Raw genomic sequence first — 25,397 nt, 5'->3', positions numbered from 1 at the left:
CTCCTCCCTCTTCATGGGGGAGGGGAACCGCGAAGCGGTGGAGGGGGCGAGACGGGGCGCATCGCGCCCCGACGCGGTGTCAGGCGTCGAACATCTCGGGCAGCCGTCCGGCGCGGAACAGGACGGTGGGGCTCTCGTCATAGTCGCCCATCTCGGTATCGGCCGAGACCGAGAACGCCACGACCCCTAGCCTCAGCGGCGCCAGCCGCTCGGCCTTGCGCCGCGCCTCGGCCGCATCCTTGCACCCCACCTGCGGCTCGGCCTTCAGCGCCGTGCCCCGCCCCTGGACGTAAGCCTGCACGATAAACACGGTCTCGGTCGCCATCCGCGCGACAGGGGCCTGTTCGGGGGTGAGGTCAAGCCATCTTCGAACCGACCCGGCGGTCCCCCCTTGTCATCCCGGCCGAAGCGCAGCGGAGAGCCGGGACGGACGCGCCTCCCTTCACCCCGCCCCTCTCCTCCCCCTTCATGGGGGAGGGGGACCGCGAAGCGGTGGAGGGGGCGAGGCGGGGCGCATCGCGCCCCGACGAGGTGACGCCACTGCGCTCTACGAAATGAACACCTGCTTCCGGTGGTAGTCGAGATAGCCGCTCTGCGCCGGTTCAAACGCGTCCGTCATCCAGACCGCCGGTGCCTCTCTGACGCCGAACCTCTGTCGAACCAGTTTCTCGAACCCCAACCGCCGCATGTCCTCATCCAGAACGCGGGGCGAGACGATCACCTCGCCCGTATCCCCAAAGCTGATGAATCCCCGATCGAACAGGTGATCCGCATCCGGCGTCAGCAGCAGGCCGTTCGCGCCATCCAGCCGCTCGGTGGCCGTCTGACATACGCGCCACGGCTTAATGTGGCTGGCGATCAGCAAAGAAGGGTTGGTGATCCCCGTTAAGCGACAGGCCCGCTCTCTGTCTTCCACGTTCTTTCGAAACGCGCCTTGGCCCCGGCGCGCCTGAATGATCGTCTGCTTGATCGTGGTCTCCAGCCCCGCATCCTCTTCGATTCGGCGTTGGATAGTGTCATCCAGCACTTCGGTGACGACGTCGAACGTCAAGCTGTTGCTGCCGCCTCGCGCCAGGGCGTCTTGGCTGAAGGCCGCGCCAGCGGCGATCATCTCGAAAACCTCAGGCGGCACGGCCGCCAGATAGGCCTTCTGGTTTCCATCCCCGGTCAGGGCGCTGATCGGCGAGTATTTCTTAGGTAGCAAGGGCCCGAGATTTTGGATCATCGCCTTGGGCCGCACGGGCGGAGTCAGTTCGGTCCAATAGACGGGCAGCAGCCACCCCTCCTGATCCCAATATGCCCCGACGCTGCCGAACTCCTCAGGCTTAGGGGCCGTGAAGGCGAACTCGGCAACACGACCGATCCAGCCGATCTGACCGTTTGCATAGGACATGACGATGTCGCCCGGCGAGGCCAGACGCATGTTGTCGTAGAACTGGCTCCGCGCGCCGCCCCGCTCGGCCTTGGGCGACCACAGGTATTGGCCGTCAATCTCCTGACGCAGCGTCTGCTTGTGATTGACCCACCAGTAGTTCGGCATGGACCAGAATCAGGCCCGCGTCGGCCGGAAAGGGTTTCGCTCGAACCTGATCAGGTCGTGCTTCTCGGCAAACCACGCGACGAAGGCTGCGGGCTCTTCCCCATCCCGCCAGTATCGAGACAGTTCGGTATCATCCAAGCCCGCGCCGGAGGTGTCGATACACCAGTCCCGCTTCATCAAGCGGTCGACAGTCTGGACCCAGCGCATCTTGTTCATGACTAAGCTCTCCCTTTGAAAGCTTGCCGCGATTTGGGCATCCGCGCCAGACGATAGTCCGGCTCGGGACGCCTACTCGGTCGGGGATCGGGCTCTGTCCAAAACGGCTGGCAAACAACAGCGAGGACGGCGACTTCAGAAAGGCCATACAGGGCCATTCGGCCAAGGCCGTGCCGGGTCAGGATGATCGGTTTCATGACGCCAGTGTCGCCCCCCCGGGCTGATCTTCACCGCACGGTCAGAGGGTGGCGTGATCCGCTCCTCAATCCTCATCCCTCTTCAGCGCCGCAATGAACGCCGCCTGCGGGGTCTCCACCTTGCCGACCGGCCGTACCCAACCCCGGCCCGCCCTGCCGGGGTCAGACGATCCTCAGCCCTGTGCCGTCGGCCGCGTCCGGGGTCATGACCGTGAGGTCCAGGGTCTCTCCATGGAAATCCAGCCCGCCGGCGGCCTGTTCGACGGCCAGCCGGACATTGGCGAAGGGGGCGGATCCGCGGACCTGCAGATACCACCCCTGTGCACCGGTGGAGGCGTTCGTCGTCCGGCCCAGCCAGGCGCCCGTGACGTGCGCATGGGTCAGTACGCGGCGCAGGCGGTCGACCAGTTCGGTCGGCTCGCGTTCCGGCACGGTGACGGCGCGCGCGGCCTGGCCGGCGTCCGTCAGGCGGACGTCGCCCAGCCCTTTCAGGATCGTCCGGATCTGCTCCGGCGAAAGGACCAGACCCGTTTCTGCGCCGGGGTTCAGCACGATCCATCCGTCGCGCAGAATCTCCAGCGCGTGCAGGCCCCGGATGCCCATGACGGCCGCCTCACCCGCGTTCCGCGCCGCCGCCGCCCGGGTGGTGAACAGGGCGTTCGCGGGCGTGCCGTCCTTCAACGTGATCCCCATCAGCTGAAAGGGAACGTCAAGGCCGAAGACCTGACCGGGCGGCGGCACCCCGTCCGCCGGCACGACGTAGACGACCGCCGAGGCCAGGGCCAGTTCGAACGCGCCCGTCAGGCCGGGGTCCGCGATGGCCGCCGAGAGCGCCTGATCGACGAGATCGGCCGGCGGGGCGGGTACAAAGGGAGCGACCATCTCAATCCTCATCCATCTTCAGCGCGGCGATGAAGGCCTCCTGCGGGATCTCGACCTTGCCGAACTGGCGCATCCGCTTCTTGCCCGCCTTCTGCGTCTCCAGCAGCTTTTTTCTTCCGCGTCGCGTCGCCGCCATAGTATTTGGACGTCACGTCCTTGCGCAGCGCCCACACGGGTTCCTGCGCGATGATCTTGCCGACGATGGCCGCCGTCAGGACCGAAGTTCCACCAGCCGTTCGCCGTCCTCCAGGCGTCGACGAATAGCGGGCCAGTTCGCCTCGACCGCAGCCAGCAAGGTTGCGTTGGCACAATTGCCGATGCGTATCCAGACCAGTCGCGCACTACCGGCCCGGGTCAGGCCCACAAAGTCTTCGTCGCGGCTGAGGACGACGGCGTCATCTCGCGCCGCCTCGGCCCAGATGGCCGCGTCGGGCGCGGCGCTCATGCCGAGATCGCGGACATGAATCGCGGCTATGCCTTGGTCCCGAAACCAGTCCGCCAGAAGCGGCGGCAGCTGCTGATCGACGACGATCCTCACGCCGCGAGGATGACCGCGTGATCGACCTCGCGCGCCGCATAGGCCAGGCAGGCCGAGATGTCCTCGGCCTCCAGATCGGGATGGTATTCCAGTATGGAGGCGGGGGTTTCCCCGGCCGCCAGCATGCCCAGCACGTCGCTGACACGAATTCTCATTCCCCTTATGCAGGGACGCCCGCCACAGGTGTCGGGACGGATCGTGATGCGGGCCAGAAGTTCGCTCATGACCGAACCTTAGCGCAAAGTCGGGCGCGGCGAAATCGGGGTGGTTCGTGTTGGTCTGTGCCATGCCGCCATCATCCTGCTCGTCGATATCGAGAGGATAAGTCGGCTGCTGAAGCGGCAACGCGGGTCGGGCCTAACGCCGAATGCCGTTCTATCATAGATGTCTAAGTCCGGAGACCTGCTGGACCAGTCAGGGGCATAAACCCCTCAATCCTCATCCATCTTCAGCGCGGCGATGAAGGCCTCCTGCGGGATCTCGACCTTGCCGAACTGGCGCATCCGCTTCTTGCCGGCCTTCTGCTTCTCCAGCAGCTTCTTCTTGCGCGTCGCGTCGCCGCCATAGCATTTCGACGTCACGTCCTTCCTCAGCGCGCGCACGGTTTCCCGCGCGATGATCTTGCCGCCGATGGCGGCCTGGATCGGGATGACGAACATGTGGGGCGGGATCAGGTCCTTCATCTTCTCGACCATGCCCCGGCCGCGCGTCTCGGCCCGGCCGCGATGCACGAGCATACTCAGGGCGTCGACCGGCTCGGCATTGACCAGGATGCTCATCTTGACCAGGTCGCCGACCTTGTAGTCCGTCAGCTCGTAATCGAAGCTGGCATAGCCCTTGGAGATGGATTTGAGGCGGTCGTAGAAGTCGAAGACGACCTCGTTCAGCGGCAGCTCATAGACCACCAGCGCCCGGGTGCCGACGTAGGACAGCTCGATCTGGCTGCCGCGCCGGTCCTGACACAGTTTGATGACCCCGCCGAGGTATTCGTCGGGCGTCAGGATGGTGGCCTTGATCCAGGGCTCCGAGATGGTCTCGATCTGCATCACATCGGGCAGGTCGGCGGGGTTGTGCAGATCGATCGTGGTCCCGTCGCGCAGGCCGATCTTGTAGACCACCGACGGGGCCGTCGCGATCAGATCCAGGTTGAACTCGCGGCTCAGGCGCTCCTGGATGATCTCCAGATGCAGCAGGCCCAGGAAGCCGCAGCGGAAGCCGAAGCCCAGGGCGGCGCTGGATTCCATCTCATAGGTGAAGGAGGCATCGTTCAGGCGCAGGCGGCCGATGGCGGCGCGCAGGTCCTCGAAATCGGCGGCGTCGACCGGGAACAGGCCGCAGAAGACCACCGACTGGACGTCCTTGAACCCCTTCAGCGGTTCGGCCGTGGGTTTTCTTTCGTCGGTGATGGTGTCGCCGACGGCGGCGTGGGCGACTTCCTTGATCTGGGCGGTGATGAAGCCGACCTCGCCGGGGCCGAGGCTTTCGACCGGCGTGTTCTTGGGCAGGAAGACGCCGACCCGGTCGACCAGATGGGTCGAGCCGTTCTGCATCATCTTGACCCGCATCCCGGCCTTCAGCTGGCCGTCGAACACGCGGACCAGCACCACGACGCCCAGATAGGGGTCGTACCAGGCGTCGACCAGCAGGGCCTTCAGCGGGGCGTCGGGGTCGCCCTTCGGCGCCGGCAGTCGGGTGACGATGGCCTCCAGCACCTCCTCGATGCCGAGACCGGACTTGGCGCTGCACAGGACGGCGTCGGAGGCGTCGATGCCGATGACGTCCTCGATCTGCTGGCGCACCCGCTCGGGCTCGGCGGCGGGCAGGTCGATCTTGTTCAGGACCGGCACGATCTCGTGGTTGTTGTCGATGGCCTGATAGACATTGGCCAGGGTCTGGGCCTCGACGCCCTGACTGGCGTCCACGACCAGCAGCGACCCCTCGCAGGCGGCCAGGGACCGGGAGACCTCATAGGCGAAGTCCACATGCCCCGGCGTGTCCATCAGGTTCAGCACATACTCCAGCCCGTCCCGGGCCCTGTAGTTCAGCCGCACCGTCTGCGCCTTGATCGTGATCCCGCGCTCCTTCTCGATATCCATCGAATCCAGAACCTGGGCCGACATCTCCCGCGCCGTCAGGCCTCCGGTAAACTGGATCAGCCGGTCGGACAGCGTCGATTTTCCGTGGTCAATGTGGGCAACCACGGAGAAGTTGCGGATTCGGTCGATGGGGGGCGTCGTCATGGTGCGGCGCGGTTAGCATGGCCCGAGCCATCGCGCCAACGCGACCGAAGGTGCGTACGACCGTCGCAGCTATGACCCATTACTTTGTCGTAATGCGAAGGTCGCGCGTTTGAGAACGCGCGGTGAACGCGGTATGAGGCCCGGCGCTGCCAAAGCTTGGCCTGGCCTCGCAAAGACACGACTTCCGGCCGGCGATGTCGCCCGCCTCATCGACAGGACCCTTCCGTGGCCCCCACGACGCCGACGCGCCTGCGCTCCTCCGCCCTTACCACCGTTGCCGTCGTGGTGCTGGGCCTGTTGATCGCCGCCTGTGGGGGTGGGGACAAAGAAAAAGCCGCGCCCATTCAGCGTCAGTCAGTAACGGCGGCGACGGTGACGGCCACCAACCTTCCGCGTGTCGTCAATGCCTCGGGCAGCGTCTCGGCCTGGGAAGAGGTGCTGGTGGGCGCCGAGACCGGCGGCCTGGTCGCCACTGGCGTTTTCGTCGACGAAGGGACCTACGTCCGGCAGGGTCAGGCCCTGGTCCAGTTGAACGATGCCGTCCTGCGCGCCCAACTCCGCCAGCAGCAGGCGCAGGTCCAGACCGCCGAGGCCAATCTCGCGCGTGACGACGCGGCCCTGGCCCGGGCACAGGAGTTGAAGGAGCGCGGCTTCCTCAGCCAGGCCTCGCTTGACACAGCCCAGGCCAACCAGCGCGCCTCGGCAGCGGGCGTCGCCCAGGCGCGGGCAGCCCTCAGCCAGACCCAGACCCAGCTCAATCAGGCCACCGTCCGCGCCCCGGTATCGGGCCTGGTCATCCGACGCAGCGTCACGCGTGGGCAGATCGTCCCGGCGGGCTCGGAGCTGTTCCGCATCGTTCGCGACAGCCGGCTGGAGCTCGACGCCCAGGTGCCCGAGACGGACCTGCCGCTGGTCCGTGCCGGCATGTCGGCCGTCATCGTCGCCGACCAGGGCGGCGAGACCGCCGGCACGGTCCGGATCGTGACGTCGGAAGTCGATCCCGAGACGCGCCTGGGCGTCGCGCGCGTGGCCCTGACGAACGGCACAGGCCTGCGTCCCGGCATGTTCGCCCGCGCGCGCATCGATGTCGGCGACGCGCCGGTGCTGACCGTGCCATCGGACTCGGTCGTGTTCCGCGAGGGCCGGGCGGGAGTCTATGTTATCGACGCCAACTCCATCGTGAAGTTCGTACCCGTCCAGACCGGCGATCGATCCGGCAATCTGGTCGCGGTGACGGCAGGGCTCGGTGCCGGTCAGCGCGTCGTGGTCCAGGGGGCCGGGTTCCTGGGCGAGGGTGACGCAGTAAGCGTAACAACCGCCAATGCCGCAGCCGGGGCACCCGCGACGATTCCGGCCGCCGGAGCTGCGCGATGAATTTCGCCAACATCTCGTCCTGGTCGATCCGGAATCCGATCCCGATCATCCTGATGTTCGTCATCCTGACGCTGGCGGGCGTCGGTAGTTACTTCAACCTGCGCACCAATAACTTCCCCGACGTTGACCTGCCGGTCGTGGCCGTTTCGGTCGTGCAGGCCGGGGCGGCTCCAACCGAAATGGAGACCCAGGTCACCCGTCTGGTCGAGGATGCCGTGGCCGGTCTTGGGCAGGTCAAACACATCACATCGACGGTCAACGACAGCGTTTCCACCACATCGATCGAGTTCCAGCTGGGTGTCGACCTGGAAAAGGTCACCAATGATGTGCGCAATGCTGTGACGGGCATCCGCCAGAACCTGCCCGCTGATGTTCAGGAACCGATCGTTCAACGCATCGAGTTCACCGGCACGCCCATCGCCAACTTCGTCGTGCGCGCACCGGGCATGAGCCCTGAGGAACTCAGCTGGTTCGTCGACAATACGGTGGCCAAGCGCCTTCTGACCGTGAAGGGCGTCAGCCAGATCCAGCGTGACGGCGGCGTCGATCGCGAAATTCGCATCAAGCTGGATCCAGCCCGGCTGGAGGCCCAGGGCATCACGGCTGCAGCCGTCTCGAGCCAGTTGCGCGGGTCCAATATCAACCTGCCCGGCGGGCGGGGCGAGATCGGCGGCGAGGAACAGGCGATCCGGACGGTCGGTTCGGCATCGTCGGTCGAGGCCCTGGCCCAGACCCTGATCCCCGTCGGCGGCCGCACGGTCCGGCTGGGCGACCTCGGCCAGGTCGTGGACGAGTGGTCCGAGCCGCGCGGGCGCGCCCGCTTCAACGGACAGGAAGTGGTCGGCTTCGGCGTCGTCCGCTCGATCGGGTCCAGCGAAGTCGACGTCTACGAGCAGTCCAGGGCTGCGATCGAGGCACTGGACGCCGAACGCGCCGACGTGACGATCGAGGAGGTCGCCAACACCACCTCGGACGTCATCAACAACTTCCACGCCTCGGTCGAGGCGCTGCTGCTTGGCGCGCTTCTGGCCGTGATCGTGGTGTTCGTCTTCCTGCGCGACTGGCGTGCGACCTTCATTACCGCCGTGGCCATGCCGCTGTCGCTGATCCCGACGTTCTGGATCATGGACCTGACCAACCAGTCCCTGAACGTGGTCACCCTGCTGGCCCTGTCGCTGACGGTCGGCATCCTGGTCGATGACGCCATCGTCGAGATCGAGAACATCGTCCGCCACATCCGGCAGGGCAAGGCACCCTACCCGGCCGCGATCGAGGCCGCCGACGAGATCGGCCTGGCGGTCCTGGCCACCACCGCCACCCTGGTCGCGGTGTTTGCGCCCACGGGCTTCATGCCGGGCATCGTCGGACAGTTCTTCAAGAGCTTCGCCATCGCCACCTGCGTCAGCGTGCTGTTCTCCCTGCTGGTCGCCCGAACCCTGACACCCCTGATGGGGGCCTATCTGCTGAAGGCCGATCAGGGCAAGGAACACACCGATCCGTTCTGGATGGGACCCTATCAAAAGGCTCTGGCCTGGGCGCTGGGCAGCTCCGCCCGGCCGCTTTCCGGCCGACCCGGCCTTGGTCAGCGCATTATCAGACGACTGCTCGATCACCGATTCTGGGTGGTGCTGATGGGCGGTGCCTTCTTCGTCTTCTCGATCATCCTGGCCACCAGGATTCCGGGCGAGTTCATTCCCGTCGAGGACGTGTCCCGCTCCAGCGTGACCGTCGAGATGGCTCCGGGCACCACTCTGAACCAGACAGACGCCGCCGTTCAGCGGATCACCCGGGAATTGCAGAAGCGGCCCGAGGTGGCATCGATCTATTCGTCGATCGGCTCGGCAACGACCAGCTTCGGCGGTGGAGGCAACTCGAGCGCCGGGGAGGTCCGCCGTGCCAGTCTTACCGTCAACCTGGTGCCCAAGGCCGATCGCAGCCTCAGCCAGCAGGCGCTGGAAGCCGAGATGGGGCCGATCCTCCGCCAGACGCCCGGTGCCCGCGTGCAGTTCGGCGGCGGCGGCGGGGGTGGCGGCAGCCTGCTGACCATCGCCCTGGTGGGCGACGACGGCGCGACGCTGGAGGCCGCCGCCGCCAATGTGGCTCGCGAGATGCGTAGCATCGATGGCCTTTCCAACGTTGTGTCCTCGGCCGCCCTCGTTCGTCCGGAAATCCTGATCACGCCAAAGGCTGACGTCGCCGCCCTGACTGGCGTCTCGACACAGGATATCAGCCAGGCTGCTCGTGTGGCCACCCTGGGCGATGCCGACCAACTGCTGCCCAAGTTCAATCTCGGCGACCGCCAGATCCCCATTCGCGTCATGCTGACCGAGGATTCGCGCCAGTCCATCGGCGTGATCGAGAATCTGAAGGTGCCGACTGCGTTGGGCAGTTCGGTCCCGCTGTCGGCGGTCGCCGACATCTCCTTCGGCGCCGGTCCCAACCAGATCGACCGCTATGACCGGCGCCGCGTCGCGAACATCACCGCAGAGATGCCCGGAACGACCCTCGGGTCGGCGACCACGGCCGTGAATGCCCTGCCCTCGATCGTCAACCTGCCGTCCGGTGTCGCACAGGCCGCCTCCGGAGACGTGGAGAGCTTCCAGGAACTGGGCGTCGGTTTCGGCTTCGCCATCGTGACCGGGATTCTGCTGATGTATGCGGTGCTGGTCCTGCTGTTCAAAAGCTTCCTTCACCCGATCACCATCCTGGCCGCCCTGCCGGTCTCCTTCGGCGGGGCCTTCATCGCGCTGCTCCTCACCGGCAAGTCGCTGTCCATGCCGGCCCTGATCGGCATCATCATGCTGACAGGGATCGCGGCCAAGAACTCCATCCTGCTGGTCGACTACGCCATCATCGCCATGCACGAGGGGATGAGCCGCTACGACGCCCTGATGGATTCCGCCCACAAGCGGGCCCGTCCCATCATCATGACGACCCTGGCCATGGGTCTGGGCATGCTGCCCATCGCCCTGGCGCTCGGCGAGGGCACCGGCTTCCGTTCGCCCATGGCGGTGGCCGTGATCGGCGGGCTGATCACATCGACCGCATTGTCCCTGCTGTTCGTGCCCGTCATCTTCAGCCTGATCGACGGACTGAAGGTCCGCATCGAGCGCCGGATGAGGCGGATGTTCGCCGGCCAGCGGGGCGACGAAGCGACGGACAACGCTCTGGCAACCCCGCCACAGCTCGGGCCCGGTCCAGCGGAATAGACGTATACGGGGTCTCGCTTGCTCGCGACGCCCGGCCACGTTCGCCGTAAGGCTGCCCTTGTCCAGACGGATGCCTGTTCCAGGCCGGACTTTGCAGCCGCCAGGCAAGAGGCCGGCCAGGTGTCTGGGGCGAGCGGCCTGCTGCGGCGACTGACGCGGACGTCCTTCAGCCTGGTTCCGGATCCCTGATGCCGGGAGGATATCCAGAAGAGCCAGGCGGTTGCCCCGCTCCGGAACTGCACGGTCCGCGCGGCCTGCACAGTGCAGTGTCATGTCTTCGGGGTGGACCAGGGTGGAATGCACGCGCCCGGCATTGCTCGGGGCTGTAGCCGTCCTGCAGTTGCGAGGCAAAGAAAAGGCTGGTCGAGGACATCCCCGACCAGCCTGTCACTTCAGCCGGATGGCCGAAGATCAGTATTTGATGCGCAGGGTCGCGCCGTAGGTGCGCGGGGCACCCAGGAAAGCGTCGATGGTCTGGGTGTCGCGCGCCGGATCGTAGAAGGTGCCGTTCGCCTGAGCCGTGGACTGGAAGCCCGAGCCCTGCAGGAAGCCGTTGTAGGCAACCTGAACGTACTCTTCGTCCGTCAGGTTCTGGGCCCAGACTTCCAGAGCCCAGCGCTCGTCTTCCGAACCGAGGGAAATGCGGCCGTTCAGCGTGCCGAACCCGTCCTGCATCTTGTAGGGCAGCAGGTCGGAGCCGGTGTTGTAGTCGGTCATATACTTGCCCGACAGGCTGAACCCGGCCTGCAGACCATAACCGATCGACCGGTTGAAGTTGATCGAAGCGACGTACGACCATTCCGGCGCGAACGAGGGACGGGACCCTGGCAGCAGCGACAGACCACCGAAGTTGCCCGGGTTGGTCAGCTGGGAGGCCGTGAACTTACCGAACTCGGCGTCGGTGTAGGTGACGCCGCCGCCCAGGGTCAGGCCTTCCAGCGGCGTGAACCACAGGAAGTCGGCATCCACGCCACGCGAGGTCAGCTCGGGGATCGACTCCACCACGAAGGCGGTGCCGAGGAAGGTGTTGAGCTGGAAGTTCTCGAACGTCTGGTCGAAATAGGTCGCGTTCAGCAGCATGGAGCGGTCGAACAGGGTCGTCTTGATGCCCAGTTCGTAGCTGTCAACGTCTTCCGACGGGAAGAACAGCGACGATGCCGGGTTGATCGGCAGCGGGATCGCCGTGGTCGCAACCTGCACGCGGTCCTGGTTGTAGCCGAAGCTCTTGTAGCCCCGCGCATAGGACGCATAGACCAGAACCGACTCGTTCAGGCGATAGGCGGCCTTGAGCGTGCCCGACAGGGTGCCGTCGCTGACGCTCTCGTTGATGCCGCGGTTGGCATAGAAGGGGTTGGTCCAGGGCAGGCAATAGCGGGCCAGGAAGGCACCACCGGTCGACGCGCCCAGTACGCCGACGATCGCGCCCTGGTTCGCCAGAGCCGCGGCGCAGGTCAGCTGGTTGGTGCCGACGTTGGTCTGCAATCCGGTCAGCTGCTTCTCGTCGTAGGTGTAGCGCAGACCCAGGGTCAGCTCGAACGCATCGGTGACCTTGTAGGTGTTGTTGGTGAACAGGGCGATCGAGTCGGACCGCTGCAGGTACTTGTCCCGCAGCGACTGACCCGCGGCGAACGTCGGACCCGTCCCGAACAGCGCGCCGCCGGTGCCGAGGCAAGTCTGGAGACCGAGCGCGGTCTGCCCCGCGGTGGTGAAGCAGGGAATGATGCCCGGGCTGACCGGAATTGTCGGGATGGCGGCGTTCAGGGAAGCCGACAGCTGGAGCGACAGGGCCGGGGCATAGTCGGCCCCTTCGTAGAAGCTGTCGTAACGGTTGACGTTCTCGCGCGTGGCGAAGAAGCCGACCAGCCAGTCCAGCTTGTCCGTGGCCCCGGCCAGGCGGAATTCCTGGGTGATGTTGCGCACCGAGGCACCGAAGTCGCCGTCGGGCAGGCGATAGGCGATGTCTGCGCCGGTGAAGTCTGCGTCCTGACCGTTCGTGGTCGTCCAGTTACGCCACGAGCTGATCGAGGTCAGGGTTGCGTTCCAGGCATCGATGTCGATGTTGGCTTCCGCCGACACGCCCATGTCCTCGATCGATTGATCGGTCACGCGGTTGGCATAGGCGAGACGCGAGAAGGGCAGGAAGCCGAATCCTGCAGCGGCCGGTGTATTGCCCGGGCCCGTCGACAGGCTGTCGATGATGGCACCGATGGGGCCGGTCCGACGCTGCACGCCGACGCAGCAGAACTCATCGCGCTTGGTATAGTCCGCAATCAGCCGGATGGAGGCGCTGTCGTTCGGCAGAACCAGGAGCTGGCCCCGGACAGTGTAGAAATCCTGGGTGCCGTCTTCGGTCAGAGTGCGCGGGCCGTCGCCCAGATTGACGTCATAGAAGCCGTCGCGCTGGCGGGTTGCGGCGTAGACGCGATAGGCGACCTGGTCACTGATGGGGCCGGTCAGCGATCCGGCGATGCCATAGGCACCGTAGTTGCCGCCCGTCAGCTCCAGGCTGCCGCCCGGCGTGAACGACGGGGCCTCGGTCAGGATGTTGATGACCCCGGCCGAGGTGTTCTTGCCGAACAGGGTGCCTTGCGGTCCCTTCAGGACTTCGATGCGGCTGAGTTCGCCCAGATCGCCGAAGCCGACGCCGTTGCGCGAACGATAGACGCCGTCGATCACGACGCCGACCGAGCTTTCCAGACCGGGGTTGTCACCCACGGTGCCGACGCCGCGGATACGGGCGGTGGTCGAGCCTTCCGACGAGGTCGAGGTGACCGTCAGGCCGGGGGTCAGGATCTGCAGATCCTTGATGTCGCGGACGCCCGCGTTCTCCAGCGCTTCCTGCGACAGGCTGGTGACCACGATCGGCACGTCCTGCAGGCTCTGCTCGCGCTTCTGGGCGGTGACGACGATGTCGTCGACCGAGGACGCCTGGTCCTGGGCCGAAGCGACGCCGGCCCAGCCGAAAACGGCGGTGCCGACCACGGCCGCCGAGGCGGTGCAGCGGAGGAAGTTCGTAAGACGCATGGATGGCTCCCGGCTCATGTGCCGGACGAACCCTCCCGGGCGTGTCGCGGCGTTTCCTGATTCCCAGACCGCGCCCTTCTTACGAGGCGTCGGATTCTCGAATTGCTGGGTTAGTCCAAGCCGGGTCCAGCGACAAGCGACCGCGCGCAGTCACGACATGTTTCAGCCCCGTCCCGGCTGCGTGTGTGACGCAAAAGCGACAGACAAGGATGACCCTAGGTCAATATTCGTGCGCCCGGATCAGTATTCGCAAAGGGTCGGGCCTTCGATTGCCGTCGACGCCGGGCCGATACCGCCAGGATCGCGGCACCCAGCGACGCCGAAAGGGTCGAACCCAGGATCACGCCCAGCTTGACCTCGACCTGTTCCGGGGCATCGATGGCACCGGGAAACGCCAGAATGCCGATGAACAGGCTCATGGTGAATCCGACCCCGCACAGAAGGCTCACGCCATAGATCTGCAGCCAGGTCGACTGGGCCGGCTTCTTACCCAGTTTCAGACGTGTCGCCAGCCAGGTCGCGCCGAAGACACCGATCTGCTTGCCGAGGAAAAGACCGGCCGCCACGCCCAGGACAAGCGGTGCGAACAGTTGATCCAGTGACAGCCCGGCGAAGGACACCCCCGCCTTGGCGAATGCGAACAGCGGCAGGATCAGGTAGGCGACATAGGGGTGCAGGTCGTGCATCGCCTCCTTCAGCGGGCTCTGACCGTCATGGATGCGAGGCTCGACCGGCACGATCGCGGCGAAGGCGACCGCAGCGAGGGAGGTGCTCAGGCCGGCCTGGACGCTCAGCCACCAGACGGCCAGGAAGCCCATGACCCAGAACGGGGCCGCGATGGGCCGTCGGGACGCGACCGCGCCGACCGCCAGCAGCCCGGCCGCCCAGACCAGGGGCACCCAGTCGATCCCGCTGCTGAACAGCACCGCGATCAGTCCGATGGCCCCCAGATCGTCGACGATGGCCAGGGTCAGCAGGAAGACCCGCAATGAGGAGGGCAGGCCTCGCCCTGCGATGGCGAAGACGCCCAGGGCAAAGGCGATATCGGTGGCCAGCGGCACGGGCCAGCCGCCCTGCGGCCCGCCCGTCGCGCCGGATATCGCCAGATAGACCAGGGCGGGCGCGACCATGCCGCCGAGCGCCGCGAGGACGGGGGTCGCCAGCTTCCTCGGATCGCTGAGCTCACCGCGAAGGATCTCGTATTTGATCTCCATGCCGACCACGAGAAAGAAGACCGCCATCAGGCCTTCCTTGATCCATTCGGACACGGTCAGTTCCAGCCGCAGGGGCCCCGCCTGGAACAGGTGTTCGCTCTTGAGCCAGGCGAAATAGGCGTCGGACAGGGGCGAGTTGGCCACCACCAGCGCCGCGGCGGCGGCCAGGCCGAGCACGGCCCCGGATGCAGCCTCTGTCTTCAGGAAGTCGAGCGTCAGTCTGCGTGCCACGATGGCCTCCGATCAGGGGGTCTGCTGGCACCCGGTTATCGACGGGCACCGGACCGGGTTCGCCCATCCTCGTGAATCGAGGACCTGCGCCGGCCTGGTCGGGCACGCGGCACCGACCTGATCGCTGATCAGGACAATAGCTCCCGACGGCAAAGGTTCAACCAGAACCGACCGGCTTGAGGTTGCGCCGACGCTGTCCAGGTCGCATCTGCGGCCCATGCCCGTCAGCCCGATCTATCGCCCCGAGCCCTGCTTCTTCGACCTGGGCCCGGAATTCGGCGACGCGGTCCGCCCTGCCGACTTTCCCCAAACCGTGCTGCGCCACCGCAATGATCGGGCGGCGGCAGATGTCGGCCTGGCCACGCTGGGCGACGCCGAATGGGTGGCTCATTTCGGTCGGTTCCAGCCCCTGCCCGGCCAGCCCGGCCCGGTCGCCATGCGCTATCACGGCCATCAGTTCCGCACCTACAATCCGGACCTCGGCGATGGACGCGGCTTCCTGGCGGCCCAGATGAGAGCCTCCGACAACAGATTGCTGGATCTGGGCACCAAGGGCTCGGGCACCACGCCCTGGTCGCGCGCGGGCGACGGACGTCTGACGCTGAAGGGCGGCGTGCGCGAGGTCCTGGCCGCCGCCATGCTCGAAAGTCAGGGCGTGCCGACCAGTCGGGCTCTGAGCCTGATCGAAACCGGGGAGGCGCTGGAGCGCGGCGACGAGCCTTCGCCGACCCGCTCTGCGGTCCTGGTCCGGTTGCAGCACAGCCACGTCCGTTTCGGGACCTTTCAGCGGGCAGCCTGGTTCGAGCGGGCGGACCAGATCGAAACCCTGGTCGAGCATGTGCGCAGTCTCTATCACCCGACGGTGGCGGCCGGCGACGTCCCCGGCCTGCTCGCCACCATCGTCGCCGCCTCGGCAAGGCTGACGGCGCGGTGGATCGCGGCCGGCTTCGTTCACGGCGTCCTGAACACCGACAATCTGAATGTCACGGGCGAGAGCTTCGACTATGGCCCCTGGCGGTTCCTGCCGTCCTATGAGCCTGGCTTCACCGCCGCCTATTTCGATCACTCGGGCCTCTATGCCTTCGCGCGTCAGCCCGAGGCCGTGTTCTGGAACCTGACCCAGCTGGCGGGCACGCTGAAGCTGGTCGCCGACGCCGCGCCTCTGACCGAGGCCCTGAACGGGTTCGGTCCCGCCTATATCCGCGAACTCCGCGCCGCCTTCCTGGAGCGACTGGGCGTCAGGAGCCTGGGCGAGGCGGCCGACCAGCGGCTGCTGGACACGACGCTGGCGCTGCTGAGGGACAAGGGAGAGGCCGTGCGCTGGGAGCCCCTGTTCCACGACTGGTTCGCCGGCTTCGCGTCGTCTGCCCGTGCGCTGTCCGGACCGCGCGCCAGGACCTGGCAAGGCGAGACTTTCGACGCCTTCCGCTTCGCCCTGTTCGAGCACGAACCCGACCGGCCGGAGCGGTTGGAACACGCCGCCTTCGCCGCAGCGGATCCCGAGGAGATGTTGATCGACGAGGTTGAGGCGATCTGGGTCGCGATCGACAGCGCCGACGACTGGTCGCCATTGACGGAGAAGCTCGGGCGGCTCGAAGCCAGCAGGCTCTCCAGAGCCTGAACACGGGGCCCGAAAACAAGTCATCAATTGATGTCTACCGCTGATGACAATCTGACCAGGCCGTGCCAAAAGCCGTCATCAGCCAGCAACCGGCTGGATTACCGATCCGTAGGCATCCCGCCATCGTGCCGCCGCGTCGCTAAGGCACGGCTTGTTCATCACATCGCGTTACGGTGAGGCTTCAAGGCTCTTGCGAACCCGGCCCGTCAATCTGATCTAGACTCTGTTACTAATCATCCGCCCTCCCCGACCAAACGAAATCCAGATGTCCATCACCTTCGCCCCGCCCGCCTCCACGCGTCCGACACTGTCGGCGGCCCAGATCCGCAACCGGGCGGCTTTCCGTAACCTGACGCTCTGGACGCTGCAGGGCTGGGTGGCGATGTTCTTCGTCGCCGCCGGTTACGCCAAACTGACCGAGTCGATCTCGAACCTGACGGCCCTGATGAACTGGCCCGCGATGGTCAGCGAAAGTCTGGTCCGCGGCATCGGCATCGTGGAAATCGTGCTGGCGCTCGGCATGATCGCGCCCCTGCTGTCGTGGAAGCTGGGCCGCTGGCCGTTGCTGGTCTCGGCCGTGGGTCTGATCATGCTGGAATCCGCCATGCTGGCGGTTCACGCGATCAGCCTGGACGTAGGCCTCGCCCTGATCAACATCCTGCTGCTGGCCATCACGATCCCGGTTTACCTGGGCCGTCGCGTTTCGCACTGAGCTTCCGGGCCGACCGGCATCGGTCGGAGCAGACGGTGATCGCTTCCCAGTCCCGGGCCCATTTGGCCCGCCAGGCGAACGGGCGCTGACACACCACACAGGTCTTTTGCGGCAGATCGCCCTTCCGTGGCGACAGTCCCTTGTTGACGTGTTTGCGCGACATCGGCGGTCCTATCCGCCCGGGCGAACCGCTGCGTCAACCTGAAAGCTTCCCTTTACGTCCGCGTCAAGTTATGACGTCCGCATGGCGACCGCAGACGACCATCGCACCTATTCGATCCGGCAGCTGTGCCGGGAGTTCGGCGCGACCGCTCGTGCCCTGCGATTCTATGAGGACAAGGGTCTTCTGACCCCCGCCCGCAAGGGCCAGACCCGCGTCTATGACGCCCGCGACCGCGCCCGGCTGAAGCTGATCCTCCGCGGCCGCCGCATCGGCTTCACCCTGACCGAGATCCAGGAAATGCTGGATCTGTACGACCGCAACGACGGCAACACCCATCAGATGGCCATTGCCCTGCGCCGCCATCGCGCACAGATCGAGGCCCTGAAGCAGCAGCGCGAAGACCTCAACGCCGCCATCCAGATGGCCGAAGAGGCCTGTGCGGCCATGGAAGAACGCCTCAACGACCAGCGTCCCGACCTTCTGCCCGGGGCCGAGGAATATGCCTCGGTGCTGCGCCAGCACCTCGACAACCACGCCCACCATCCCTTCAAGCTGAGAGCCTGACCCCATGGCCTACAAGGCGCCCGTCCGCGACCTGACCTTCATCCTCAACGAGGTGCTGGAGATCGACCGCTATTCCAACCAGCCCGGGTTCCAGGACGTCTCGTCCGACCTGGTCCAGCAGGTGCTGGAGGAAGGCGCCAAATTCGCCGAGGAAGTCATCGCCCCGATCAACCATTCGGGCGACAAGGAAGGCTGCCACTGGGACAACGGGGTGGTCACCGGGCCAAAGGGCTACAAGGAAGCCTATCAGGCGATGGTCGAGGCCGGGTGGCCGGCCCTGTCGGCTGACCCGGCCTATGGCGGCCAGGGCATGCCCGCCGTGGTCGGCATGGCGTTCGGCCAGTTCACCGCCGGGGCCTCGGCCGCCTTCTCGATGTATCCGGGCCTGACCGCCGGGGCCTATGCAGGCATCCACGCCAATGCTTCGGAAGAGCTGAAGACCAAATACCTGCCCAAGATGGCCACCGGCGAATGGGGCGGGACGATGAACCTGACCGAGCCCCAGTGCGGCACCGACCTGGGCATGGTCCGCACCAAGGCCGTGCCCCAGGGCGACGGCACCTACAAGATCACCGGCCAGAAGATCTGGATCTCGGCCGGCGAGCACGACTTCACCGACAACATCATCCACACGGTCCTCGCCCGCGTCGAGGGCGCCCCGGCCGGCATCAAGGGCCTGTCCCTGTTCCTGGTGCCCAAGGTGCTGGTCAACGACGACGGCTCGCTGGGCGAGCGCAACAGCCTTCAGTGCGCGGGCCTCGAACACAAGATGGGCATCCACGGCAACGCCACCTGCGTCATGCAGTATGACGGTGCCACCGGCTGGCTGATCGGCGAGGAAGGCCGGGGCATGAACAACATGTTCGTGGTCATGAACGAGGCGCGTCTGGGTACCGGCCTGCAGGGCCTGGCCATCGGCTCGGCCGCCTATCAGGCCGCGCTGGAGTTCGCCAAGGACCGCATCCAGGGCCGCAGCCTGACCGGGCCGAAGAACCCGGACGCCCAGGCCGACAGCATCATGGTGCACCCCGATGTTCGCCGCATGCTGCTGGAGGCCAAGGCCTTCGTGGAAGGCGGACAGGCGTTCGTGCTGTGGACCGCCCTGCACGCCGATCTCGAGAAATCCGCCGACGAGGCCACGGCCACCAAGGCCAAGGACTATATGGGCCTGCTGACCCCGGTGCTGAAGGCCTATCTGACCGACAAGGGCTTCCACGTCGCGTCGCTGGGCATGCAGGTCCATGGCGGCTCCGGCTACACCGAGCATTTCCAGGCCAGCCAGTATCTGCGCGACGCCCGGATCACCATGATCTACGAAGGCACCAATGGCATCCAGGCGCTGGATCTGGTGGGCCGCAAGCTGCCGTCGAACGGTGGACGCGCGATCATGAGCTGGTTCGCCGACATCGACGCCTTCGTCGCCGAGAACGGAGCCGAGAGCCCGATCAAGCCTTTCGTCGATGGTCTGGCCGACGCCAAGAAGAAGCTGCAGGAGGGCACGATGTGGCTGATGCAGAACGGCATGCAGAACCCGGACAATGCCGGTGCGGCCTCCACCGATTACCTGAACCTCTTCGGGCTCACGGCCCTGGCCTATATGTGGGCCCAGATGGCCAGGGCCGCGCAGGCGAAGATCGATGCGGGTTCGGACGATCCCTTCTACGTCACCAAGCTGCAGACCGGCCGATATTTCGTCGAGCGCATCCTGCCCGACGCGCAGGGTCACCTGGTCAAGATGAAGACCGGCGCGGACGTGCTGATGCAGATGCCGGCGGAGGCGTTCTAGGCCGCTCCTCTCCCTCCCCCTGCGGGGGAGGGTGGTCGGCGCGTAGCGACGACCGGGTGGGGAGGGCCGGGCGATCCACACGCCGGTGCCCGCTCCGCCTTGCCGCCCCCACCCGGCCGCTGCGCGGCCACCCTCCCCCGCGGGGGAGGGAGAAGATCGAGTGAAACCATGAACGTCATCGACACCCCCTCCCCCGACTTCATGCTGGAAGAGGACATCGTCCTGTTCTCCGACAGCGTCGGCAAATGGATCGACGAGCACGCGCCGCCGGAGGCCGTGCAGTCCTGGATCGCCAACTCATCGGTTCCGCGCGACCTGTGGAACAAGGCGGGTGAGGCGGGCCTGATGGGCCTGTCGCAGCCCGAGGAGTGGGGCGGCATGGGCGGCGACTATCGCCACGAGGTCGTGCTGATGCGTCAGCTGGGCTGGAAGGGCGCGGACCATTTCGGCATCAGCCTGCACAACGCCATCGTCGCCCCCTACATCTGGCACTATGGCACCGAGGAGCAGAAGGCGCGCTGGCTGCCGCGTCTGGTCACCGGAGAACTGGTCGGCGCGATCGCCATGACCGAGCCGGGCGCTGGCAGCGACCTGCAGGGCGTCAAGACCACTGCGGTGAAGTCCGGCAACGGCTATGTCATCAATGGCTCCAAGACCTTCATCACAAACGGCCAGCTGGCCAACTTCATCATCGTCGTGGCCAAGACCGACCCCGCCGCCGGGGCCAAGGGCACCTCGCTGATCGTGGTGGAGACGGACGGCGCAGGTGGTGAAAACATTGGCGGCTTCGAGCGCGGCCGGAACCTTCACAAGATCGGGATGGAGGGCAATGACACGTCCGAGCTGTTCTTCAACGACGTGAAGGTGCCGGCCGACAACATCATCGGCGGCGAGGAAGGGCGCGGCTTCATCCAGCTGATGCAGCAGCTGCCGCAGGAGCGGCTGAACATCGCCGTCCAGGGCATCGCGGCGGCCGAGCGCGGGCTTCAGGAGACCCTGGCCTATGTCAAGCAGCGCAAGGCCTTCGGCAAGTCGGTGCTGGAGTTCCAGAACACCCAGTTCAAGCTGGCCGAGGTCAAGACCAAGCTGACCGTCGCCCGCGTCTTCGTCGACCACTGCATCGGCCTGCACCTGAAGGGCCAGCTGGATGCCGTCACCGCCTCCATGGCCAAATACTGGGTCACCGACCTGCAGGGCGAGGTCATCGACGAGATGCTCCAGCTGCACGGCGGCTACGGCTATATGAACGAATATCCGATCGCCCAGCTGTACAAGGATGCGCGCGTCCAGCGCATCTATGGCGGGACGAACGAGATCATGAAGGTCCTGATCGCGCGGAGCTTGTAGCTCCGACACGCCTGTAACTCATGAGGAAAACATGGTAGGTTTCCCGCATGATCGACTACCGGCAATACATTACGATCGAGGCCGGTAAGCGAGGCGGGCGCCCGTGTGTCCGAGGCATGCGTATCTCTGTCGAAGATGTATTGGGGTGGCTCGCCGAAGGGATGAGTCACTCTGAGATCATGAAGGACTTCCCCGAACTGACCGAAGACGACATTCGCGCTGTGCTCGCTTACGCGGCCGACCGACATCGCCGGACCACTTTCGCGGCCGCGTGAAACTTCTTTTCGATCAGAATCTCAGCCACCGGCTGCCGAACGTTCTCGAAAATCTGTTTCCCGGCTCGTCCCAGGTCCGTCTTCTGCACCTGGATCAGGCCGACGATACGACGATTTGGAGTTACGCCGCCGAGAATGGCTACTGTATCGTGACTCTCGATGGGGATTTTGCCGACCTCTCGGCCCTTCGCGGCTCTCCCCCGAAAGTGGTTTGGCTTAGATGCGGCAATCGCTCAACGACCTATGTCCATGCCCTCCTCAGGATGCACGCGAACGACATCCTGGCCATGGATCGGGCGGATGACATAGACTGCCTCGCAATCGGCTGAGCCAAAGCTATTATGTGCGGATGGCCACGCTCAAAAAAGGACTGGTAACTCGAGCAGGCGAATGGTGGAAACACCTTCGCTGGCGCAAACGTGCGTTCTGGAAAGGCGAACGACAGGCCGCGAAAGCTTTAGCCTCAAACGATGCGTCCGAGCGGTGATCCGCCTCCACGTCCCCCAGCCCCTGTCCGCTGCTGCCGTCGTTGCCCCGACACTGGACCAGTCCCGCTATCTGACCCAGGTCATGCGGCTGAAGCTCGGCGACACCCTGCTGGTCTTCAACGGCCGCGACGGCGAGTGGCGCTGCGTGATCGCCGAAATCCTCAAGAAGGGCGTCATCCTGCGTGCCGAGGAACAGGTCCGGCCCCAGGCGTTTGGTCCCGACCTCGAACTGATCGTCGCCTTGGTCAAGAAATCCCGCGTCGAGACCATCGTTGAAAAGGCCGCCGAGCTCGGGGCCGCCCGGGTGCGCCTGGCCGTCACCCAGCGGACCAATGTCGAGCATGTCCGCCTCGACCGGCTGGACGCCATCGCCATCGAGGCCGCCGAACAGACCGGGCGGCTGGACGTCCCCACGGTCGACGACCCGCAGAAGCTGGCCACGATCCTGGACGCCTGGGACCCGTCGCGCCGGCTGATGTTCTGCGACGAGACGGGGGGGCAGCCGGTGATGCGGGCGCTGGAGTCTCCCTCCCCCGGAGGGGAGGGAGAACGGGCTCCCTGGGCCATACTGATCGGGCCGGAGGGTGGCTTCTCGCCGGAAGAACGCGAGCGTCTGCGATCCCTGCCCTTCATGACGGCCGTGTCGCTGGGCCCCCGCATCCTGCGTGCGGACACCGCCGCAATCGCCGCCATGGCGCTGTGGCAGGCCGCCGTCGGCGACTGGGAGCGATAGGCGACGCGCGCCCGCGACGCGAACCCTGGCCCCTTGAGTCATGCCTCAATCCCGCCCATCTACCCGCGACACCGACCAAGGCCTCCCAGCATGACCGTCACCGATCCGATCACCTTCGACGACCTGGTCGGCGTGATGACCAGGGGCATCAAGCCCAAATCGGAATGGCGCGTGGGGGCCGAGCACGAGAAGTTCGGTTTCGACAAATCGACCCTGCGTCGCCCGACCTACGATGGCCCGAACGGCATCCTGGCCATGCTGAGCGGCCTGCAGCGCTTCGGCTGGTCGCCGGTCGAGGAGGCCGGCCATGTCATCGCCCTGGAACGCCGGAACGCCAACGGCTACGCGGCCTCCATCAGCCTGGAGCCCGGTGGCCAGTTCGAGCTCAGCGGCGCACCGCTAGAGACCATCCACGACATCTGCTCCGAGACCGGCCAGCACCTGATGGAGGTGAAGATGGTCGCCGACGAGCTGAACCTGGGCTTTCTCGGTGCCGGGTTCGACCCGATGTGGCGGCGCGAAGACGTGCCCGTGATGCCCAAGGGCCGCTACGACATCATGCGGGCCTATATGCCCAAGAAGGGCAACCTCGGCCTCGACATGATGCTGCGCACCTGCACCATCCAGGCCAACCTCGATTTCGATTCAGAGGCCGACATGGTGGCCAAGTTCCGCACCAGTCTGGCGCTCCAGCCGATCGGCACGGCCCTGTTCGCCTGCAGTCCGTTCACGGAGGGTCGGCCGAACGGCTTCCTGTCGGCGCGCGCCAACGTCTGGACCGACACCGATCCCGACCGCACCGGCATGCTGAACTTCGTGTTCGCCGATGGCTTCGGTTTCGAGACCTATGCCAACTATGCGCTGGACGTGCCGATGTATTTCGCCAAACGCGGCGAGCGCTACATCGATGCCTCCGGCCAGTCGTTCCGGGACTTCATGGACGGCAGGCTCCCCGCCCTGCCCGGCGAACGCCCGACGCTGAAGGACTGGGCCGATCACCTGACGACCCTGTTCCCCGAGGTCCGCCTGAAACAGTATCTCGAGATGCGCGGATCGGACGGCGGCCCCTGGAGCCGGATCTGCGCCCTGCCCGCGCTGTGGACCGGTATCTTCTACGACGCCCCGTCGCTCGCCGCCGCCTGGGACCTGTGCAAGCACTGGGACATCGAGGACCATGAACGCCTGCGCCGCGACGTGACCCGCCTGGGCCTGCGGGCGGAGGTGGCAGGGCGGTCCGTCCGCGACATCGCCGTCGACATGGTCGCCATCGCCCGCCAGGGCCTGAAGAACCGCGCCCGCTTCAGCGGCGGCATGGTCGACGAGCGCGGCTATCTGTCGGAACTGGAAGACATCGCCGACACCGGCGTGACCCCGGCCGAACGCCTGCTGGACCTCTATCACGGCGAATGGCAGGGCGATGTCAGCCGGATGTACCGCGACTTCGCCTACTGAGGATCAGCCCGCGTCGGGCTTCACCAGATCGCAGAAGCTGACGCCCTCGTGCTCGGCCCAGGCCGTGCGCATGAAGGCCCCCTGGTACCAGCCATAGGCGGCGGCGTCGTTCGACAGCGCCTGGTAGTTGCTCTCGAAATAGGCGTGGGGATCCTCGCCCGCCGGCACCGGGCTGGGAAGCTGGCCCAGGAAGACGTTGAAGTTCTCGACCCGATCCGCGATCGGCGCGCTGGCCTCCGTATCCTCGGCCCAGAAGGCGATGGCGATACGATTGGCCAGCACCTCGTTGGTCCAGGAATCCTCGCGCTCCAGCCGACCGTCGATGGACGCCACGAAATGCCCCAGCTCATGGGGGACCAGCAGGCTGTTGAAAATCTCGGCGAACTGGCCTTCGGGCGTAAGGCCCAGGGTCCCGGCTGCCGCCCAGCCCCCCATCATACCTTGCAGTTCCGCAGGCATCTCGGCCCAGCGCGACTGGTGGACCGACCGGTCGTCCGTATAGAAGGACACCAGGCTGGGCGTGGAATCGACCACGACACCGGGAACATAGGGCGGTGTCACGCCACAGGCCCGCAGCGCCGTATCGAAACGCGCGATGATCGCCCGGGTCTGGGTTTCCAGCGGATCGGCGGCCTGGCTGGCCGCGCTGGCCGGCGTGCCGAGGGCCAGACCGAAGGCTGCGGTTACGGCAAACAGGCGAAGCAGCATAACGATCTCCCGGGTCAACTTCTTGGAGATATTCACCTACCGGCGATTTCTGCAGGCGTCCACTGCCGCGATCTTGCCTCTTGCCCCCCGACGTGGTCACGGCGAACAGTCGGCGCGAAGGAGCACTTTGATGACCCACCCCATCCATATCGGCATCGGCGGCTGGACCTATGAGCCATGGCGCGGTGTCTTCTATCCGGACAAGCTGAGCCAGAAGAAGGAGCTGGCGTTCGCGTCGCGCGCCCTGACCTCCATCGAGATCAACGGCACCTACTATTCGACCTTCAAGCCCGACAGCTGGATGAAGTGGCGCGACGAGACGCCGGACGGCTTCGTCTTCTCGGTCAAGGCCAGCCGCTACTGCACCAACCGCAAGGTCCTGTCCGACATGGGCGAGTCGATGGAGCGGTTCCTGGGCCAGGGGATGACCGCCCTGGGCGACAGGCTCGGCCCCATCAACTGGCAGTTCATGGGCACCAAGAAGTTCGATCCGGTCGATTTCGAGGGCTTTCTGAAGCTTCTGCCGAAAGAGCAGGACGGTGTGCGGCTGCGGCATGCGCTGGAGGTGCGAAACCCGAGCTTCGACACGCCGCAGTTCCATGATCTGGCCGCGAAATACGGGGTGGCCATCGTCTATGCCGTCGATGACGAGGCCCCCGAATGGCCCCGGATCGACCAGCCGACCGCCGACTTTACCTATGCCCGGCTGATGTCGAGCCGTGAGGACGAACCGACCGGCATGACGTCGGCCGAACTGGACGGGATCGTCGACCAGACCCGCGGCTGGGCCAAGCGCGGCGATGTCTTCGCCTATTTCATCGCCGGGGCGAAGGTGCGCAACCCGGCGGCGGCGCAGGCCCTGATCAAAAAGCTGGGCTGAACC

At 65.9% G+C, this 25,397-nt stretch carries 23 protein-coding genes and 1 pseudogene; 12 read left to right on the top strand and 12 right to left on the bottom strand.

Features of this window, described 5'->3' with window-relative positions; translation table 11 throughout:
- Nucleotides 1–79 precede the first annotated feature (79 nt).
- From O3139_RS04245 to lepA, 8 genes and pseudogenes are all read right to left on the bottom strand, one after another.
- The gene (locus O3139_RS04245) at nucleotides 80–325 is read right to left on the bottom strand and encodes a hypothetical protein (protein ID WP_269515712.1); all 246 of its coding nucleotides are present in this window, start codon (nucleotides 323–325) and stop codon (nucleotides 80–82) included.
- Nucleotides 326–547: 222 nt separating this feature from the next.
- The gene (locus tag O3139_RS04240; RefSeq protein WP_269515710.1) at nucleotides 548–1,540 is read right to left on the bottom strand and encodes an HNH endonuclease; all 993 of its coding nucleotides are present in this window, start codon (nucleotides 1,538–1,540) and stop codon (nucleotides 548–550) included.
- Between the two features lie 9 nt (nucleotides 1,541–1,549).
- Complete coding sequence (locus O3139_RS04235; protein WP_269515708.1) at nucleotides 1,550–1,756, bottom strand: hypothetical protein; 207 nt, start codon at nucleotides 1,754–1,756, stop codon at nucleotides 1,550–1,552.
- 359 nt (nucleotides 1,757–2,115) lie between these two features.
- A complete protein-coding gene (locus O3139_RS04230; protein ID WP_269515707.1) occupies nucleotides 2,116–2,835 on the bottom strand; it encodes an SseB family protein in 720 nt (239 codons plus the stop codon).
- A 1-nt stretch (nucleotide 2,836) separates the two neighbouring features.
- Nucleotides 2,837–3,050 (bottom strand): annotated as a pseudogene (locus O3139_RS04225) (elongation factor 4); the annotation flags it as partial.
- A complete protein-coding gene (locus O3139_RS04220; protein ID WP_269515705.1) occupies nucleotides 3,047–3,373 on the bottom strand; it encodes a DUF5615 family PIN-like protein in 327 nt (108 codons plus the stop codon). The gene O3139_RS04220 and the pseudogene O3139_RS04225, both read right to left, overlap by 4 nt.
- Entirely contained in the window at nucleotides 3,370–3,597 is a 228-nt protein-coding gene (locus O3139_RS04215; RefSeq protein WP_269515704.1) for a DUF433 domain-containing protein, read from the bottom strand. The genes O3139_RS04220 and O3139_RS04215 overlap by 4 nt, the downstream gene beginning before the upstream one ends.
- 207 nt (nucleotides 3,598–3,804) lie before the next feature.
- Entirely contained in the window at nucleotides 3,805–5,613 is a 1,809-nt protein-coding gene (gene lepA, locus O3139_RS04210; protein WP_269515702.1) for a translation elongation factor 4, read from the bottom strand.
- Between the two features lie 225 nt (nucleotides 5,614–5,838).
- Between lepA and O3139_RS04205 the strand changes: the two genes are divergently transcribed.
- Nucleotides 5,839–6,987 (top strand): efflux RND transporter periplasmic adaptor subunit, encoded by a 1,149-nt coding sequence (locus O3139_RS04205; protein WP_269515701.1) that lies wholly within the window; start codon nucleotides 5,839–5,841, stop codon nucleotides 6,985–6,987.
- Nucleotides 6,984–10,196: an efflux RND transporter permease subunit gene (locus tag O3139_RS04200; protein ID WP_269515699.1), complete on the top strand. Its 3,213-nt coding sequence runs from the start codon at nucleotides 6,984–6,986 to the stop codon at nucleotides 10,194–10,196. Before O3139_RS04205 ends, O3139_RS04200 begins: the two co-directional genes overlap by 4 nt.
- A gap of 411 nt (nucleotides 10,197–10,607) precedes the next feature.
- Here O3139_RS04200 and O3139_RS04195 read toward each other — a convergent pair whose 3' ends face one another.
- On the bottom strand, nucleotides 10,608–13,220 hold the full coding sequence (locus O3139_RS04195) for a TonB-dependent receptor (protein ID WP_269515697.1): 2,613 nt from the start codon (nucleotides 13,218–13,220) through the stop codon (nucleotides 10,608–10,610).
- 215 nt (nucleotides 13,221–13,435) lie between these two features.
- Complete coding sequence (gene nhaA, locus O3139_RS04190; RefSeq protein ID WP_269515695.1) at nucleotides 13,436–14,665, bottom strand: Na+/H+ antiporter NhaA; 1,230 nt, start codon at nucleotides 14,663–14,665, stop codon at nucleotides 13,436–13,438.
- Between the two features lie 217 nt (nucleotides 14,666–14,882).
- Between nhaA and O3139_RS04185 the strand changes: the two genes are divergently transcribed.
- Nucleotides 14,883–16,286 (top strand): protein adenylyltransferase SelO family protein, encoded by a 1,404-nt coding sequence (locus O3139_RS04185; protein ID WP_269515693.1) that lies wholly within the window; start codon nucleotides 14,883–14,885, stop codon nucleotides 16,284–16,286.
- A 265-nt stretch (nucleotides 16,287–16,551) separates the two neighbouring features.
- Nucleotides 16,552–16,998, top strand: a complete 447-nt coding sequence (locus tag O3139_RS04180; RefSeq protein ID WP_269515692.1) for a DoxX family protein — start codon at nucleotides 16,552–16,554, stop codon at nucleotides 16,996–16,998.
- Here the strand turns inward: O3139_RS04180 and O3139_RS04175 are convergent.
- On the bottom strand, nucleotides 16,958–17,161 hold the full coding sequence (locus O3139_RS04175) for a DUF2256 domain-containing protein (protein ID WP_269515690.1): 204 nt from the start codon (nucleotides 17,159–17,161) through the stop codon (nucleotides 16,958–16,960). The genes O3139_RS04180 and O3139_RS04175 overlap by 41 nt on opposite strands.
- Before the next feature lie 81 nt (nucleotides 17,162–17,242).
- Here O3139_RS04175 and O3139_RS04170 point away from each other — a divergent pair, with 81 nt between their 5' ends.
- From O3139_RS04170 to O3139_RS04140, 7 genes are all read left to right on the top strand, one after another.
- Nucleotides 17,243–17,725: a MerR family transcriptional regulator gene (locus O3139_RS04170; protein ID WP_269515688.1), complete on the top strand. Its 483-nt coding sequence runs from the start codon at nucleotides 17,243–17,245 to the stop codon at nucleotides 17,723–17,725.
- A 4-nt stretch (nucleotides 17,726–17,729) separates the two neighbouring features.
- Complete coding sequence (locus tag O3139_RS04165) at nucleotides 17,730–19,511, top strand: acyl-CoA dehydrogenase C-terminal domain-containing protein (RefSeq protein WP_269515687.1); 1,782 nt, start codon at nucleotides 17,730–17,732, stop codon at nucleotides 19,509–19,511.
- 168 nt (nucleotides 19,512–19,679) lie between these two features.
- Nucleotides 19,680–20,858, top strand: a complete 1,179-nt coding sequence (locus O3139_RS04160; RefSeq protein ID WP_269515686.1) for an acyl-CoA dehydrogenase family protein — start codon at nucleotides 19,680–19,682, stop codon at nucleotides 20,856–20,858.
- A gap of 47 nt (nucleotides 20,859–20,905) precedes the next feature.
- A complete protein-coding gene (locus O3139_RS04155) occupies nucleotides 20,906–21,133 on the top strand; it encodes a DUF433 domain-containing protein (RefSeq protein ID WP_209321571.1) in 228 nt (75 codons plus the stop codon).
- The gene (locus O3139_RS04150; protein WP_269515683.1) at nucleotides 21,130–21,462 is read left to right on the top strand and encodes a DUF5615 family PIN-like protein; all 333 of its coding nucleotides are present in this window, start codon (nucleotides 21,130–21,132) and stop codon (nucleotides 21,460–21,462) included. Before O3139_RS04155 ends, O3139_RS04150 begins: the two co-directional genes overlap by 4 nt.
- A gap of 154 nt (nucleotides 21,463–21,616) precedes the next feature.
- Complete coding sequence (locus tag O3139_RS04145; protein ID WP_269515682.1) at nucleotides 21,617–22,354, top strand: 16S rRNA (uracil(1498)-N(3))-methyltransferase; 738 nt, start codon at nucleotides 21,617–21,619, stop codon at nucleotides 22,352–22,354.
- Nucleotides 22,355–22,444: 90 nt separating this feature from the next.
- Nucleotides 22,445–23,806, top strand: coding sequence for a glutamate--cysteine ligase (locus O3139_RS04140; RefSeq protein ID WP_269515680.1), 1,362 nt, complete (start codon nucleotides 22,445–22,447; stop codon nucleotides 23,804–23,806).
- Between the two features lie 3 nt (nucleotides 23,807–23,809).
- On the opposite strand, the gene O3139_RS04135 is transcribed toward O3139_RS04140, so the two are convergent.
- A complete protein-coding gene (locus O3139_RS04135; RefSeq protein WP_269515678.1) occupies nucleotides 23,810–24,514 on the bottom strand; it encodes a hypothetical protein in 705 nt (234 codons plus the stop codon).
- 130 nt (nucleotides 24,515–24,644) lie between these two features.
- On the opposite strand from O3139_RS04135, the gene O3139_RS04130 reads away from it, so the two are divergent.
- Nucleotides 24,645–25,394: a DUF72 domain-containing protein gene (locus O3139_RS04130; protein WP_269515676.1), complete on the top strand. Its 750-nt coding sequence runs from the start codon at nucleotides 24,645–24,647 to the stop codon at nucleotides 25,392–25,394.
- Nucleotides 25,395–25,397 lie beyond the last annotated feature (3 nt).

The sequence above is a fragment of the Brevundimonas subvibrioides genome (assembly GCF_027271155.1).
Taxonomy (GTDB): domain Bacteria; phylum Pseudomonadota; class Alphaproteobacteria; order Caulobacterales; family Caulobacteraceae; genus Brevundimonas; species Brevundimonas subvibrioides_D.
The sequence above is the reverse complement of the archived record's forward strand: the minus strand, read 5'-3'. Positions and strand labels throughout refer to the sequence as shown.